We start from the raw sequence: 15,313 nt of genomic DNA, 5'->3' as shown, positions 1-15,313 counted from the left end.
CGTCCTCCGAGCATGATCCGCGAGGCTTACGAACCTGTGACGTCCATGTCCGCCACCATGTCCGCCACGTGCGGCTCAGCCGTACGGTGAGACGGTGAACACCCGCATCCTGGTGGTCGACGACGATCCGACCGTGTCCGAGGTCGTGGCGCGCTATCTGGAGCGCGACGGGCACGAGGTGGAGTGCGTGGGCGACGGCGCGGAGGCGCTGCGCAGGGCCCTGGCCGACCCGCCCGACCTCATGGTGCTCGACCTGATGCTGCCCAGGATCGACGGGCTCCAGGTGTGCAGGAAGCTCAGGGAGCGGTGGCCGGTCCCGGTGATCATGCTGACCGCGCTCGGCGAGGAGATCGACCGGGTGGTGGGCCTGGAGACCGGGGCCGACGACTACGTGACGAAGCCGTTCAGCCCCCGGGAGCTGGCCTTGCGCGTGCAGTCGGTGCTGCGCCGGGCGCGGGGGGCGTCCGGCACGGCCGGCACCGGCGTGCTGCGCGACGGCGAGCTCGTCGTGGACGTCGGCGCCCACGAGGTGCGGCTCGGCGGCGCGCAGGTGATGCTGACGGCCAGGGAGTTCGACCTGCTGGCCTACCTCATGCGCAACCCGCGGCAGGCGTTCAGCCGGTCGGCGCTGCTCGACCAGGTGTGGGGGTGGTCGTTCGGCGACTCCTCGACCGTGACCGTGCACGTGCGGCGGCTGCGGGAGAAGGTCGAGGCGGACCCGACCGAGCCGCGGCGGATCGTCACGGTCTGGGGTGTCGGCTACCGGTACGAGCCGATGGAGAGCGCGGGGTGACGCCCCCCGAACCCTGCCTGGGCGGGACGTGCCCTCAGGCCATGGTGTCGGTGAGCGAGCTGCCCATGGTCGTGGCCGTCTCGGCGGGGCTGGGGCTGCTGGTCGCCGCCGCCGGCGTATGGGCCATGGGACGGCTTCGGACCAGGTCGATCGGGGTGATGCTGGCCGTCGTGGTGGTGGTCGCCGTGGCGGCGACGCTGGCGGGCGTGGTCGCCATCACCATGAAGATGATCATCGAGGGGGCGGTCAAGGACTTCGTGCTCAGCGTGGTCGCGGTGGGCGGCCTGGTGGGGCTCGGGGTCGCGTTCGTGCTGGCCAGGCGGGTGGTGGGGGAGAGCAGGCGACTGGTGGCGGCCGTGCGCGACGTGCCGTTCAGAGCGCCGCTGGGGTTGCCGGCCGAGCTCCAGGAGATCGCGAGCACCCTTGAGGAGGCGTACGCGCGGGAACGCGCGCTCGAAGGCGCGCGCCGGGAACTGGTCGCCTGGGTGAGCCACGACCTGCGCACGCCGCTCGCCGGCCTGCGGGCCATGGCCGAGGCCCTGGAGGACGGGGTGGTGGCCGACCACGAGACGGTCGCGCGCTACCACGGCCAGATCAAACTGGAGGTCGAACGGCTCTCGGCCATGGTGGACGACCTGTTCGAGCTGTCGCGCATCCACGCGGGCGCGTTGCGGCTCTCGCGGGCCAGGATCGGGCTCGCCGACCTCGTCGCGGACACGCTGGCCGGGGTCGAGCCGCTGGCCAGGGCCAAGGGGGTGGTGCTCACGGCGGAGGCGGCGGGGGCCGTGCCCGTGGAGGCCGACGCGGCGGCGCTGGGCCGGGCCCTGCGGAACCTGGTCGTCAACGCCATCCGGCACACGCCGTCGGAACGGGCCGTGGTGCTGCGGGCGGAGGTGGACGAGCAGGGGATGGCCTGCCTCTCGGTGGCCGACGGTTGCGGGGGGATTCCCGAGGAGGATCTGCCTCGGGTGTTCGAGGTGGCGTTCCGGGGGGAGGCCGCGCGTACGCCCACCGCCGACGGCGGCGCCGGGCTCGGGCTGGCGATCGCCCAGGGGATCGTCGAGGCGCATGATGGGATGATCGGGGTGGTCAACGAAGGACCGGGATGCCGGTTCGAGATCCGGTTGCCCCTGATGTCCGGAAGTTGACGTTCCCGCACGGTGTCCTGCCTCGATCTTCCGCTGTGGTCTCGCTTCCTCGATCGTGGGTCGCCCGGGTCTGGGCGCCCGGGTCAGGCGGGTTCGGGGAGCGCGGTGTCGCGTTGCCCAAACGACTCCGACATCGCCCGGAACGTCGGGCAGGGCCAGCGCCACATGCAGCTCCGGCACCGCAGGATCGGGTTGGCGGTGTCGCTCGTGATGCCACCCGCGTCGCGCGGCTGGTGCAGGTCGAGCAGCCGCAGCCCGAGCTCGGCGAACCTGAGCAGGTCGGCGCGGGAGCCGGCCAGGAAGTCGAGGTCTTCGCTCGCCAGCCTGGTGCGGATCGGGACGTAGCCCTCGTGATTCAGCAGGCTGCGCAGGCGCGCTGCTTCGTCATGCCATGACGTGGCCTTTTCTGTGCGGATGAGGATGGTCTCCAGACGTTCCCGGAGCCCCTGACGCTGTGGATCTTCAGGTTTCTCTGCATTCATCGATATGAGGCCCATGGGGCGGGCCACAGCCCCTCCTTCTCCATGAAGCGTTGCCGGTTCCGGTGTCACGCTGTCAAGCTTCGCGTACTCTCCGTTTTGATGGAGCCCAAACGGAGGACAAAAACCTGTCGTTCCCCTCTCGGCGTGACAACGTGACCGGAAGCCTCCGCGCCGCTAGCCTGCCCATGTGGAGCTCAAGGTCTCGACTCGATCACATGCCGGGTGCGCACTCGTTGCCATCACCGGAGAAATCGACCTCTATACGGCGCCTCACCTGCAGGCCGAGTTCACTCGGCTGCTGCAGGACGAGCCCAGCCGGGTGGTCATCGACATGTCCGCCGTGGATTTCTGCGACTCCACGGGGATGAACGTGCTGCTCTCGGCGCTCAAGCGCATGAAAGAGCGGGGAGGTGTGCTGGAGGTGGCCGCGCCGCGTCCGGCCGTCCGCAAGATCCTGCAGGTGACGGGGCTCGTCTCGGTGTTCACCGTGCATGACGAGCTGCCGCAGGAGTTCCTCATCACCGAGGGATCATGACGCAGGCTGACACGGCCGTCGTCATTCCCGCGGTGAACGAGGGCGACCGCATCGGCGCCACCGTCGCGGCGGCGGCCGGCCTGCCGGGCGTCGATCTCGTCGTGGTCGTCGACGACGGCTCGACGGACCGCACCGGCAAGGTGGCGCGGGCGGCGGGCGCGCGGGTGGTCCGCCACAGCCGCAACCGCGGCAAGGCCGCGGCCATGGAGACGGGCGCGGAGGCCGTACGCCTTCTCGACGAGGACCGTACCCCTCGCCACCTGCTCTTCCTCGACGCCGACCTGGGCGACACGGCGAGCGCCGCGGCGCCGCTGGTGGAGCCCGTGCGCGAGGGCAAGGCCGACATGACGATCGCGCTGTTCGGCACGCGGGTGAAGCTCGGCGGCCATGGGTTAGTCGTGCGCGTGTCCAAGGACGGCATCCGCCGCGCCACCGGTTTCGAGGCCGCCCAGCCGCTCAACGGCCAGCGTTGCCTGACCCGAGCCGCCTTCGAGGCCGCCCGGCCGCTGGCGCACGGGTTCGGCGTGGAGACGGCGCTCACCATCGACCTGCTGCGCAAGGGGTTCAGGGTCGTCGAGGTCGAGGTGGAGATGTCCCACCGGGCCACCGGCAACGACTGGCGGGCCCAGTTGCACCGCGCCCGGCAGCTGCGGGACGTCGCCCTGGCTCTGGCGAGCCGGGAGCCGGTGGTCGTCGAAAATCTCGGCAAACTCCTCCCCAAGCGGTGATTTCGTGCTCCGGGTTATCCACAGGCGTGGATGATCTGGGGCTGGCGCCGTGACGAGTGTGCTGGAATTTGCGGGTGACTTCGGAGAGACGCCGCAAACAGGCACAAGCCCCACCCTTCCGGGTGGCATCGCTGCGGCTTCCGTGGTCTGCCGCCGACCGGCGCCGGTTCCCGGCGGGCGGGGGCGGGGTCGTCGCGTGGGGTGGGCGGCCGGTGTTCGCCCGGGCCTCCGCGGCCGGTGGTCGGGCGGCGGCGCCTCGGCCGGGATGGCTCGCCGACGCGGTTCGCGCGCGGCTCGCGGTTCCCGGGCTGGTGATGATCGCGATCTCGGTGCTCCTGACGATCACGATCGGGTTGCTCGGGCCCTCTCCCATGGTTCCCGCGCTGGGCGGGCCGGGGTGGCAGCCGCCGTACTGGCTGGATGCCCGTCCTGATCCTTATGCGGTGCTCGTCCTGGCCGCCGCGGCTCTGGTCATCGGCGGGGCCGGGCTGCTGGCGGCGCTGGCCGCCGGGCCGCGTCCCGGGCTGCGTGCCCGGCCGCTGGTGCTGCTCGGTTGTCTCGCCGCGGGGGTGCTCGCGTTCCTGCCTCCCTCGGGCTCCGGCGACCATCTCAACTACGCCGTGTACGGCCGGATGGTCACGCTGGGGCTCAACCCCTACACGCACGGCGCCGTCGACCTGCCGGGCGATCCCATCGCCGACGCGGTCGAGCGGCCGTGGCGCGAGGAACCCAGCGTCTACGGGCCCGTCGCCACCGCTCTGCAGGCGCTGGCGAGCTGGATCGGCGGCGACTCGCTCCGGTTGACCATCTTCGTGCTGGCGCTGTTCAACGCCGCCGCCTTCGTCGTCACGGCTCTGCTGATCGACCGCTTCACCAGGGACGACCCCGCCCGGCGGCTGCGGGCCGCCCTGTTGTGGGCGGTCAATCCGCTCCTGCTCTACCACCTGGTCGCGGGCATGCACGCCGACACCCTGGCCATCGCGTGCATGGTGGCGGCGCTGCTGGCCAGGGCACGTCCGGTCGCGTCGGGGGTGCTGCTCGGCCTCGGGGTGGCGACGAAGCTCAACGCGGGGCTGGTGGCGCTGGGGCCCGCGTGGGAGCTGCGCCGCCGTCCGGGGCGGCTCGCCGTCATGGCGGCCGGGGCGCTGGCCGTGGTGGTCGTCGGCTACGCGGTCGTCGGGCCCGAGGCGATCACGCCGGTGACGACCACCAGCAAGGCGATCTCGCACGCCTCGTTCTGGAAGCTGGTGCAGGGGTGGCTCTGGGCCCTGGTGGGCACGGGGCGCGCGTACCGGGGCGAGATCCAGGTGGGCGCGCTGGTGGTGCTCGCGCTCGTCGCCTGGTCGTTGCTCCGGCTGGCGTCCCGGCGGTCCGCCTTCCGCGAGGGGGCCTCAGGAGGGCTGGAGGCGCCGGTCGTGGCGGCGGCGCTCGTCGTGGCCTACCTGTTCGCCACGCCGTACATCCTGCCCTGGTACGACGGGCTGGCGTTCGGCATGCTCGCCCTGGTGGGCGCCTCGGCCGTCGACGGGTTCATGGTCGCCCACCTGCTGGTCCTGTCCCTGGCCTACCTGCCCGCCCGGGTCGACGGGCAGCCGCAGGGCGTCGAGTGGCTCAGTGGCGTCCTCAGGCCTCAGATCGCGTGGGCGCTGCTGGCGTTGACCGTTGCGCTGGTGGTGTGGGCGTGGCGAGCTGGAGGGCCCGTACGCAGGCCGCGAGCGTCAGCGGCACCGCCACCGTGAGCGCCATGGCCGGGATGGCGATGCCCGAGTCGTTCATCAGGAAGCCGATGAAGGCGCAGGTGAGCGTCCCGAACAGGCCGGCCCTGAGCGGCGGGGCCAGCGTGTACGCCTGACCCAGCGCCGAGGCCCCCCACCGCGACGGGCGGGCCAGCACCAGGAACAGGAACGCCAGCGCGACCAGCGAGAGCAGGGTCAGCGGCCAGTTGCCCACGGTCACGCCGATCATGGCCCCGAACTTGCGTCCGACGACGGTCCACGCCTGGCCGTCGATGATCTGCTGCACGAACGCGCCGAGGTGCGTGCGCGTGTCGGCTGGGCGCATCCAGTCGAAGACCGAGATGGCGGCGATCAGCGCGACCGCGCCCACCCCCACGAGCAGGAGCTTCACCACCGACACCCGCCTGCCGGACAGCAGGATGAGGAAGACCGCCACCCCGATCACGAACGCCGGGACACCGCCGAAGTCCGCGCCCCACGAGGGGGAACCGTCCGCGAAGACGGCGAAGGCGCCGTACAGGCCGCACAGCGCCACGACCACCGTCCTGGAGACGCCCCTGCCGAGCAGCCAATGCGCCACCCCGGCCAGGCCGAGCACCGTGCCGGTCGCGTAGACGGCGAAGGCGATGTTGCTGAAGCCGTAGAAACGTCCTCCGGTGACGGGTTCGTAGCCGGTCACGGCGTTGACCTGGAGGGACGAGCCGGTCATCACGTCGATGAGGAGGGCGAGCGAGGTGACGGCCGCGACCACGGTGAGCGGGCCGAGCACGTGCGCACGCCACGGACCGGCGAACGCGAGGCCGGTGATCAGGGCGGCGATGGCCAGGATCGTCACGATCACCGAGACCATCGGCATCGGCAGGCTCCACCACGGCACGAGCTGGGCCAGGAACGTGGAGACGGCGATCGCGCCGCTGACGGTCGCCACCACCTGGATGGCGGCCAGCAGCTTCGAGGCGTCGGCCGGGTCGCCGCCCGCAGCCGAGGTGGGGTGGCCGTTCGCCTCGGGGGCGTCCGGCACGGCGCCCGGCACGGCGCCCGTTACGGCGCCCGTTACGGCGGCGGTCGCCGGGGGCGTGCGGTCGCCGGCGGCCGACGAGCCGGCGGCGTCGGACGCGGGCCGGGCCTGCCGGACGCGGGAGGAGCGGCGGCGCCGCAGCGCCAGGGCGGCCAGGGCGTAGAAGAGCAGCTGAACGCTGACGAGGATCGTGAAGAAGGGCCCGCGTACGTCCTTGAGCACCTTGCTGGCCAGGTCGCCGTCGGCCAGTCGGGTCACCGTGGCGGCGGCCGGCGCGGAGGCCTCGCCGTCGGGCTGCCAGGCGCGGCCGACCACGTCGCGGGGGGCGGTCAGGCCCAGGAGCTGGATGGCGGTGGCGGTGAGGTCGGTGATGGTGACCAGGCCGTCCTGGCGGGTGGAGGAGGCGGTGAGGTAGCCCCCCTGCGGGTACGGCCGCCCGCTCGGGGACGGTCCCGTGGCGATGGCCGCGTGGAGGTGGGCGTCCGGGCTGAGGTCGGAGATGCCGGCGAGCAGGACGGTGGTGTTCGCGGGCACCTTGCCGATCAGGGCGGCGATCTGCTGGTCTGCCTTGGTTGCGGCGGCCTGACGTTCGGCGGCCGGGAGGGAGACCGGGATTCCGTGATCGTCGAGGGGGCCGCGGGCCCAGGCGGTGGTGAGGTCGGCGGCTTCGAAGACGATCAGGTTGTAGGGGGTCAGGTCGTTCAGGGCGTCGAGGGTGGGGGCGTATCTGGTGATTTTTCCGGTCTTGTCGGCAGCGGCGAGGGCGGCGCCAGGGCTGATCGCCGCCACCTTGCCCCCGCCGTCCGCCACCAACTGGCCGAGCGTGCCGATCTGGGCCGCGTAGCCGGTGTCGGACTGGAAGGCCACCAGCTCCCGCCACCCCGGGACGGTGGCGCCGTCCCCGGCGGGCTGAGGAGGCGTCGCGGCGGGGCAGCCCTGTCCGGGGGTACCGGCGCGCTGACCGGCGGAGACGGTCAGCCAGCCCGCCATGGGGCAGGTGACGCCGCGGTCCTTGGGCGGGACGGCGCGGGTGGACAATGACGCCGAGCTGCCCTGGGCGGCGAGCTTCCACAGGGTGGGCGTGCCCGACTCGCTGAAGTCACTCCACTGAAGACCGGGGACGCCGACCACGACGACCCGCCGCCCCGCCGGCCCGTCTTGCCCCGGGACGCCGTTGACCGAGGCCGCCGCGACGCTGCCCTGGGCGGCGGCGGCGGCGGGGGCGGCCGTGCCGGGGAGGAGGAGGGCGGCGAGCAGGAGGCCGAGGAGCACCGTGATCAGATGGCGGCGCGCCCGTGGCGCCGCTGCACCGTGGCGCCGCAGGGCCTTGGCGAGGTGCCGCAGGGGCTTGGCGAGGTGCCGCCGGGGCTTGGAACGGGCGCTCGGGGTCGCGGGGCGTACGCGACGCGCTTGGTGCTCGCCCCCGAGCGTGGCGTAAGGCATGTACGGAACCCCCAGTGTCTGCGCCCTCGATCAACAGCCACGGTAACGTGCCACATCGTGACAAGAGGCGAGGTGCGAGTGATCCGGCGGCAGTGGTGGGCGTGGGTGGTGGTGGCGCTCGTCGTCGCGGCGGCGGCCGCGCCTCTCGTGCACACGTGGCTGACCAACCCGGACGACCAGCGGCTCGTCGACCTCGACGTCTACCGTACCGGCGGCCAGATGCTGCTCGACGGCCGTCCGGTGTACGACTTCTTCACCCCGGCGCCCCAGCTGCTGCCGTTCACCTATCCGCCCGTCGCGGCGATGCTGGCCGTGGCGCTGGCCGAGATGTCCTGGGGCACCGCCCAATGGGTGTGGACGGCCGGCATCTTCGCGGCGCTGGCGGTCACCGTCTGGTTCGCCTTCCGCCAGGCGCTGCGGGCCTACGTGCCGTGGGTGTTCGGGCTGCTCATGGTGGCCTGCACGTACCTGATGCCGATCCGCGACCAGGTGCGGTTCGGGCAGGTGGACATCCTGCTGGTCGCCCTTTGCCTGGTGGACTGCCTGGCGCGGCGGCCCTGGCTGCCCCGGGGGTTCCTGGTCGGGCTGGCCACGGCCGTCAAGCTGACTCCCGGCGTCTTCCTGATCTACTTCCTGGTCACCAGGCAGTGGCGGACGTTCTTCATGGCGGCGTTCGTGGCGGCCGTGCTGACGGTGCTGCCGTTCGTGGTGATCCCGCAGGACGCGTCCGCCTTCTGGTTCTCGGCGCTGCTCGATCCGGAGCGGCTGGGGGCGAACAAAGCCACGACGAACCAGTCGATCCGGGGCATGTTGCTGCGGCTGTACATGCCGGAGTCGCTGACGTTCGTGATCTGGGCCGTGATCGTGGCGGCCGTGGCCTGGTACGGGTTCCGGGCGGCGCGGGCGGCGTACCTGGCGAAGGACGAGCTGACGGCGGTGGCGCTGACCTCGCTGATGGCGGTGCTGCTCTCGCCGGTCGCCTGGATCCACCATCTGGCCTGGGTGGTCGTGGTGCTCGGGGCGATCGTCGGCGACGGGCGCGATCCGGTCAGGCTGCGGGTGGCCGCGGGGGTCTGGCTGTTCTACGTGGTGCCCGTGCCCTGGTGGGGGGTCTCGCTGATCGCCGCCGGGATCCCGGGGGTGAGCCTGGTGCTCGGGAAGATCGTCCAGGACGGGTTCGGGCTCGGGGCGCTGGTTCTGGTCTGGCTGCTGGCGTCCTGGTTGCCCAAACGGCGGCAACTGGCTTGACCGAAGTATTACCCTCTGTGGCGTGCTCCTTACCGCTTGGGTAGTCGTGGGCCTCGTGGCCGGGGTGAGTGGCGTGTTCATCGGCTACATGGGCCTCAGGCAGGCCAGGGCCGCCGTCGACGACTGTCTGCGCAGGGTGGCCAGGCAGACCAGCGAGGGCGCCGGCGACCTCAAGGCGATCAGGGACGTGGCCGTGTGCCGCTACGACGCGCTCGCCGAGATGAGCGGCAGGCTCTCGTTCTCGGTGGCCATGATCAACGCTCTGGGTGACGGCATCGTGCTGACCTCGATCAACGGCACCAGCGAGACGCGCACGTACGTGCGTCCGGTGGTGGGCGGGAAGGGGCAGCAGCCGCTGTCGCCGGAGGAGGAGCAGGCGGTGCGGGCGGCCCGGCTCGGGCTGGGCCCGCTGGTCCCGCCGCGGGCCCTCAAGGGTTCACGCTGAGTGTCCGTACGGGTGCCGTACGCGGTCGGCGAAAGGGCGGCGTGCTGCGACCACCTGCGGATACTCTGGATGCATGCCCAGACTCGCCTATCTCGGACCGGAAGGGACCTTCACCGAAGAGGCCCTGAGGCTCCTTGACCCCGCCGCCGAGCGCCTGCCCTGCGCCACGGTGAGCGCGGCGCTCAACGCCGCCCGTTCCGGTGACGCCGACGGCGCCGTCGTGCCGCTGGAGAACTCCATCGAGGGCGCGATCACCACGACGCTCGACGAGTTCGCCTGGGGCGAGCCGTTGACGATCACGGCCGAGCTGCTGCTCCCGGTCCAGTTCTCGCTGCTGGCCAGGCCCGACACCGAGATCGCGCACATCAAGCGGGTCTACACCCATCCCGCGGCCATCACGCAGTGCCGCGCCTTCATCGCCCGCGAGCTGCCCGACGCCGTGGTGGTCGCCGCGCCTTCCACGGCGGCCGCGGCCCAGGAGGTCTCGCTGCCCGGCTCGCCGTACGACGCGGCCATCGCCGCGCGCATCGCCGGCGAGCACTACGGGCTGGTCGCGCTGGCCGGCGACATCGGCGACCGGTCCGACACGGTGACCAGGTTCGTCAAGGTGAGCCGTCCGGGGCCGCTGCCCGAGGCGACCGGCTCCGACCGCACCACGCTGGTCGTCTTCCTGGCCGACGACCACCCGGGCGCGCTGCTGGAGATGCTGACCGAGTTCTCCGTGCGCGGGGTCAACCTGACCCGCATCGAGTCCCGGCCGACGGGCGACGGCATCGGGCGCTATTTCTTCCACTTCGACTTCGAGGGGCACATCGCCGACGCGCGGGTGGGCGAGGCCGTCGCCGGGCTCCACCGCATCTGCGGCGAGGTGCGCTTCCTCGGCAGCTACCCCCGCGCCGACGGGGTCGCGCCGCAGATCAAGAGAGGCACGGCCGACACCCAGTTCGCCGAGGCCGCCGACTGGCTGGCCCGCATCAGATCCGGCCGGCTCTGACCCCCGAGCCCTTCACGGGGCTGCCGGGGAATCCGGGGGCGGGGTGGGGGCGGGCGCCGGTAGCCTTTCCCTTGTGATTGACCTGCGTACCCTTCGTGAGGATCCCGACCGGCTACGGGCGTCGCAGCGTGCCCGCGGTGAGGACGACTCCGTCGTCGCAACGCTGCTCGACCTCGACGAGCGCCACCGATCCGCGCTGACCTCGTACGAGTCGATGCGCGCTGAGCAAAAGAGCATGGGCAAGTCGGTCTCCAAGGCGCAGGGCGAGGAGAAGGCCGCGCTGCTCCAGCGGGCCAAAGACCTCGCGAGCCAGGTCAAGGCCGCCGAGGCCGAGGCGGAGAAGCTGGCCGCCGAGCTCGACCAGCTCATGCAGGCGGTGCCGAACATCGTCGAGGAAGGCGCCCCTCCCGGCGGCGAGGACGACTATGTCGTCCTGGAGACGTTCGGGGAGCCGCGCCAGTTCGACTTCGAGCCGAAGGACCACCTGGAGCTCGGCGAGGCGCTCGGCGCGATCGACATGGAGCGCGGCGCCAAGGTGTCCGGCTCGCGGTTCTTCTTCCTCAAGGGCGTCGGCGCGCGCCTGCAGCTCGGCCTGCTCAACATGGCGATGCAGCAGGCGATCGAGGCCGGTTTCACGCCGATGATCACTCCGGTGCTGGTCAAGCCGGAGACCATGCAGGGCACCGGCTTCCACGTGGCCCACGACAAGGAGATCTACCGCCTGCCGGAGGACGACCTCTACCTCGTCGGCACCTCCGAGGTGGCGCTGGCCGGCTACCACGCCAACGAGATCGTCAGCGGCGACGAGCTGCCGCTGCGCTACGCGGGCTGGTCGTCGTGCTTCCGCCGCGAGGCCGGCTCGTACGGCAAGGACACCCGGGGCATCATCAGGGTCCACCAGTTCGACAAGGTGGAGATGTTCTCCTACGTCCGTCCCGAGGAGGCGCACGAGGAGCACCAGCGGCTGCTGGCCTGGGAGAAGGAGATGCTGGCCAAGATCGAGGTCCCGTACCGGATCATCGACACGGCGGCGGGCGATCTCGGCATGTCGGCGGCGCGCAAGTTCGACTGCGAGGCGTGGATCCCGACCCAGGGCCGCTACCGCGAGCTGACCTCGACCTCCAACTGCACCGAGTTCCAGTCGCGCAGGCTCGCCGTCCGGTATCGGGACAAAGACGGCAAGCCGCAGCATCTGGCCACGCTCAACGGCACGCTGGCCACCACCCGGTGGATCGTGGCGATCCTGGAGAACCACCAGCAGGCCGACGGCTCGGTGGTGGTTCCCAAGGCGCTGCGTCCCTACGTGGGGCTCGACGTGCTGGAGCCGTCCAAGTAGGAGTGGCGGCGGGCGTCGATCGCGATGACGGCGACGCCCGCGACCACGATCAGGCCGGTCAGCAGGGCCGCGAGCGTGACGGCGGTCCCGTGGGTCTCGGGCGTGCCGCGTGCCCAGCCATGGAAGGGCAGGTAGACGGCCGCGTAGACCAGCGGCGCGGCCACCACGCCGGTCAGCGCGCTCACCGGCTGCGGCTTTCCGTCCCAGGCCAGCACGAGGCAGGCCAGCCCGGTCGCCAGCGCCACCGCCCAGCTGAACACGGCGGTGAGGTTGACGAACCCCGTCTCGCCGCTCCCGCTGTCGAGCGCGACGAACATGGCCAGCGCCCCGATCGCCCCTGATGCCGCGAACGCGCCCTGATACCTGCGCATCCTGGCGCCGACGCCGCCCAGCAGCATGCACGCGGCCAGGAAGAGCGCGACGTTCCGCTCGGGGCTGAGGTCCACCTCGTCGGCCTGCACGTCGTCGAGCGTGTAGGACCAGCCGAGGCGATGCCAGGCACCTGAGACGTCCCTGACCAGGATGCCGTCCACGCCGTTGGCGACGACCACGACGTGTCCTCCGGGCCTTGCCTGGACCGCCAGGTCGTAGGACATGAGCATGCTCTCGTCCGCGCCGTACTTCCTGTTCAGCCGGAGGCGGGCGTCGGGGGACGGTTCCCAGGAGGGTCGCCAGGTCCGGCCGCCGTCGTCCGACTGGTCCACGCCGAGGTGGTTCTGGCGGACGCGGTAGCAGCGGGTCGCCTGGCCGGGCACGCACTGGGCGCTGATCGACGTCCGGGGTGAGGCGGGGGCGGTTCCGTCGGTCCAGGTCGTGCCGCCGTCGTCGGAGAGGCGGGAGCTCTGTTCCGCGCCGGTCGTCCCGACGACGATCTTGCCCGATCCGGTCACGTCCACGGACAGGGCCGCCGATGCCGGGACGGGCCCGGGCCGTGGCGGTCACGGCCAGGACGGCCAGCGGCACGGTGACCATGATCCGCCGGCGCGCGGAGTCGGTGCCGGCGCTGCGCTGCCGTACCCACCAGGCCAGGGCGAGGGCGGGCAGGGCGATCAGGTCCGTGGGGTCGGCCAGGACGCGCGAGGGCCCGGCCACGAGGCTCCAGCCCTGGGAGGCGAGATCGGCGCCCGTCTCGGTGGTCTTCATGAACGTGAACAGCAGACCGGTCAGGACGGTGGACGCCAGGTCGGCGCGGCGTCCGAGGAGCAGGGCCATCAGGGCGGGGGCGACCACGAGTCCGGCCAGGTCACTGAGCTTGCCGGTGAGGAGGCCGGGCCAGAGCGGCTTGAAGAGGTGGTCGTTGAGCAGGAGCAGGATGACCCCGGTGATGGTCACGGGGTGACATAACCACGCGTACCTCATATACGGGTGGATGGCGGGAGACGGAGGGAAGTTGGGCCGCGCCCGAGGCCGTGACTGATTTGTGAAACTCCCGGTTGTCCACAGGACGACATCCACCTGTGGACAGAAGTCCGGCAGGGCGCTTCAGACGGCCGCTGACGCGCGAGTACATGTCCGGACATGGGAGGGGCCGCACGACGCCTCTCGGAGCCGCCACGGCGCCCTCAGGCTTTGGTGAGAGGCGGTGGAGGTCTCAAGGGCGAGAAGCAAAAAGGCCGGAGTCCGCTGGAATGCGGACCCCGGCCTTACTTGCGAACTACGAACTACAGGTCAGATAGCACGGACCTGGGAGGCCTGCGGCCCCTTCTGTCCCTGCGTGATCTCGAACTCGACCCGCTGGCCGTCTTCAAGGCTGCGGTAGCCGTTGCCGACGATCTCGGAGAAGTGCACGAACACGTCCGGCGCACCGCCGTCCGGGGCGATGAAGCCGAAGCCCTTCTCAGCGTTGAACCACTTGACGGTTCCCTGAGCCATAAAAGCTCTCCCTCAGGATGTGAATCTATGGGACCCACACCTCGTGGATCCCGGTGTGTCGTACAGCAGGCACCCGGGGTGGCTCAGACAAAGTCATGCTGGTTTTCACTACGGGATCAGCTAATACAACGCCATCACATCTAACACCATTCTGGCGCGTTGGTGTTCCCGTCCCTACGAAGATTTCTGTCAGGCGGCATCACCGGGCAAACTGGAACCTGTTATGCAGAGCCTTGCACCGCCGCGCCTAGTGGCCACCGACCTCGACGGCACCGCCCTGCGTGCCGACGGAACCGTGTCTCCCCGGACGGCTGCGGCCTTCGCGAAAGTCGAGGAATCCGGGGCCGCGCTCGTCTTCGTGACCGGACGGCCGCCCAGGTGGATGCGGGAGGTCGCGGGCGCCGTACGGCACCGTGGCCTGGCCGTATGCGCCAACGGCGCACTGATCTACGATCTCCATACCGAACGGATAGTGGAATCTCACCTCATCGACGCCCAGGTACTCGGGGAAGTCGTCGCTCAGCTACGAGCGAACGTGTCCGGTCTCGTATTTTCGGTCGAGTATGAAGGTGGTTTTGCGCATGAGTCCGATTTCCGACTCGGTGGTCTGGATCGCAAGGGTGTCGGAGTTGTCCGGATTGACCGAGAGGCGCTGACCGCGCGGCCCTGCGCCAAGTTGCTCGCCCTCCATCCCGACATGGGCGCCGACGAGCTGCACGCGACCGTGCACGACCTGGTGGGCCACCTGGTGACCGCGACCCACTCCAGTCACGGCGGCCTGGTCGAGATGAGCGCCCAGGGCGTGACGAAGGCCACGGCGCTGGCCGCGCTCGCCGGGCGGCACGAGATCAAGCCGGCCGAGGTGGTCGCCTTCGGCGACATGCCGAACGACCTGCCCATGCTGAGCTGGGCAGGTACGTCGTACGCCGTCGCGAACGCCCACCCCGACGTGCTGGCGGCGGTCGATCACGTGACCGCGTCCAACGACGAGGACGGCGTCGCTCTGGTGCTGGAGCGGCTCTACAGGTAGGGGCCCGACCCGCTCGGCGGCCGATGGCCCTCGTCACCCGGCACGCCGGGCAGCGCCCTGCGCATCTGCTCCAACTGGGCCCTGGCCGCCATCTGCTGGGCGAACAGGGTGGTCTGGATACCGTGGAACAAACCCTCCAACCAGCCCACGAGCTGGGCGTGCGCGATGCGCAGCTCGGCCTCGCTGGGGGGCGTGCCGTTGTCGTCGGTGAAGGGGAGCGACAGCCGTTCCAGCTCGTCGACCAGCTCCGGCGCCAAACCGTCCTCAAGCTCCTTGATGGAGGACTCGTGGATCTCCTTCAAGCGCTTGCGGCTGGCCTCGTCGAGGGGGGCGGCGCGCACCTCCTCCAGGAGCTGCCTGATCATGCTGCCGATGCGCATCACCTTGGCGGGCTGCTCGACCAGGTTGGTGACCGAGCGCTCCTCATCACCGCTATCGCCCTGACCTTGGAAGTCGGGGCCCACCACCACGATGTGAGGGGTGTTGTTGTCCTCAGCATTCATAA

16 protein-coding genes are annotated in these 15,313 nt (G+C 71.0%); 11 read left to right on the top strand and 5 right to left on the bottom strand.

Annotated elements, in window-relative coordinates; translation table 11 throughout:
• The first annotated feature begins 94 nt into the window (after positions 1–94).
• Positions 95–793 carry a response regulator transcription factor gene (locus ABT158_RS41550; RefSeq protein WP_352363273.1) on the top strand — a complete coding sequence of 233 codons (699 nt, stop codon included), beginning with the start codon at positions 95–97 and terminating at the stop codon, positions 791–793.
• A complete protein-coding gene (locus ABT158_RS41545) occupies positions 790–1,941 on the top strand; it encodes a sensor histidine kinase (RefSeq protein ID WP_352363271.1) in 1,152 nt (383 codons plus the stop codon). The genes ABT158_RS41550 and ABT158_RS41545 overlap by 4 nt, the downstream gene beginning before the upstream one ends.
• A gap of 83 nt (positions 1,942–2,024) precedes the next feature.
• On the opposite strand, the gene ABT158_RS41540 is transcribed toward ABT158_RS41545, so the two are convergent.
• Positions 2,025–2,450 carry a hypothetical protein gene (locus tag ABT158_RS41540; RefSeq protein WP_352363269.1) on the bottom strand — a complete coding sequence of 142 codons (426 nt, stop codon included), beginning with the start codon at positions 2,448–2,450 and terminating at the stop codon, positions 2,025–2,027.
• Between the two features lie 160 nt (positions 2,451–2,610).
• On the opposite strand from ABT158_RS41540, the gene ABT158_RS41535 reads away from it, so the two are divergent.
• From ABT158_RS41535 to mptB, 3 genes are all read left to right on the top strand, one after another.
• Positions 2,611–2,958 (top strand): STAS domain-containing protein, encoded by a 348-nt coding sequence (locus tag ABT158_RS41535; protein ID WP_352318253.1) that lies wholly within the window; start codon positions 2,611–2,613, stop codon positions 2,956–2,958.
• Complete coding sequence (locus tag ABT158_RS41530) at positions 2,955–3,686, top strand: glycosyltransferase family 2 protein (RefSeq protein WP_352363267.1); 732 nt, start codon at positions 2,955–2,957, stop codon at positions 3,684–3,686. The genes ABT158_RS41535 and ABT158_RS41530 overlap by 4 nt, the downstream gene beginning before the upstream one ends.
• Positions 3,687–4,000: 314 nt before the next feature.
• Entirely contained in the window at positions 4,001–5,425 is a 1,425-nt protein-coding gene (gene mptB, locus ABT158_RS41525; RefSeq protein ID WP_352363403.1) for a polyprenol phosphomannose-dependent alpha 1,6 mannosyltransferase MptB, read from the top strand.
• Here the strand turns inward: mptB and ABT158_RS41520 are convergent.
• A complete protein-coding gene (locus ABT158_RS41520) occupies positions 5,310–7,883 on the bottom strand; it encodes a hypothetical protein (protein ID WP_352363265.1) in 2,574 nt (857 codons plus the stop codon). The genes mptB and ABT158_RS41520 overlap by 116 nt on opposite strands.
• Before the next feature lie 57 nt (positions 7,884–7,940).
• Between ABT158_RS41520 and ABT158_RS41515 the strand changes: the two genes are divergently transcribed.
• The 4 genes from ABT158_RS41515 (at position 7,941) to serS (ending at position 11,906) form a co-directional block, all read left to right on the top strand.
• On the top strand, positions 7,941–9,131 hold the full coding sequence (locus tag ABT158_RS41515; protein WP_352363263.1) for a glycosyltransferase 87 family protein: 1,191 nt from the start codon (positions 7,941–7,943) through the stop codon (positions 9,129–9,131).
• A 22-nt stretch (positions 9,132–9,153) separates the two neighbouring features.
• Positions 9,154–9,576, top strand: coding sequence for a DUF4446 family protein (locus tag ABT158_RS41510; protein WP_352363261.1), 423 nt, complete (start codon positions 9,154–9,156; stop codon positions 9,574–9,576).
• A 73-nt stretch (positions 9,577–9,649) separates the two neighbouring features.
• On the top strand, positions 9,650–10,570 hold the full coding sequence (gene pheA, locus ABT158_RS41505; protein WP_352363259.1) for a prephenate dehydratase: 921 nt from the start codon (positions 9,650–9,652) through the stop codon (positions 10,568–10,570).
• Between the two features lie 73 nt (positions 10,571–10,643).
• Entirely contained in the window at positions 10,644–11,906 is a 1,263-nt protein-coding gene (serS, locus tag ABT158_RS41500; RefSeq protein ID WP_352363257.1) for a serine--tRNA ligase, read from the top strand.
• On the opposite strand, the gene ABT158_RS41495 is transcribed toward serS, so the two are convergent.
• The gene (locus ABT158_RS41495) at positions 11,870–12,802 is read right to left on the bottom strand and encodes a hypothetical protein (protein WP_352363255.1); all 933 of its coding nucleotides are present in this window, start codon (positions 12,800–12,802) and stop codon (positions 11,870–11,872) included. The genes serS and ABT158_RS41495 overlap by 37 nt on opposite strands.
• A gap of 14 nt (positions 12,803–12,816) precedes the next feature.
• Between ABT158_RS41495 and ABT158_RS41490 the strand changes: the two genes are divergently transcribed.
• Positions 12,817–13,245: a hypothetical protein gene (locus ABT158_RS41490; RefSeq protein WP_352363253.1), complete on the top strand. Its 429-nt coding sequence runs from the start codon at positions 12,817–12,819 to the stop codon at positions 13,243–13,245.
• A gap of 329 nt (positions 13,246–13,574) precedes the next feature.
• Here ABT158_RS41490 and ABT158_RS41485 read toward each other — a convergent pair whose 3' ends face one another.
• Positions 13,575–13,778: a cold-shock protein gene (locus ABT158_RS41485; RefSeq protein WP_043619750.1), complete on the bottom strand. Its 204-nt coding sequence runs from the start codon at positions 13,776–13,778 to the stop codon at positions 13,575–13,577.
• A gap of 250 nt (positions 13,779–14,028) precedes the next feature.
• Between ABT158_RS41485 and ABT158_RS41480 the strand changes: the two genes are divergently transcribed.
• Positions 14,029–14,808: an HAD family hydrolase gene (locus ABT158_RS41480; protein WP_352363251.1), complete on the top strand. Its 780-nt coding sequence runs from the start codon at positions 14,029–14,031 to the stop codon at positions 14,806–14,808.
• Here ABT158_RS41480 and ABT158_RS41475 read toward each other — a convergent pair.
• The gene (locus ABT158_RS41475; RefSeq protein ID WP_352318235.1) at positions 14,799–15,311 is read right to left on the bottom strand and encodes a bacterial proteasome activator family protein; all 513 of its coding nucleotides are present in this window, start codon (positions 15,309–15,311) and stop codon (positions 14,799–14,801) included. The genes ABT158_RS41480 and ABT158_RS41475 overlap by 10 nt on opposite strands.
• Positions 15,312–15,313 lie beyond the last annotated feature (2 nt).

The sequence above is a fragment of the Nonomuraea sp. NPDC001636 genome, assembly GCF_040298265.1.
Classification (GTDB): domain Bacteria; phylum Actinomycetota; class Actinomycetes; order Streptosporangiales; family Streptosporangiaceae; genus Nonomuraea.
Note: the sequence above shows the minus strand (reverse complement) of the source record. Positions and strands in the feature narration are given on the sequence as shown.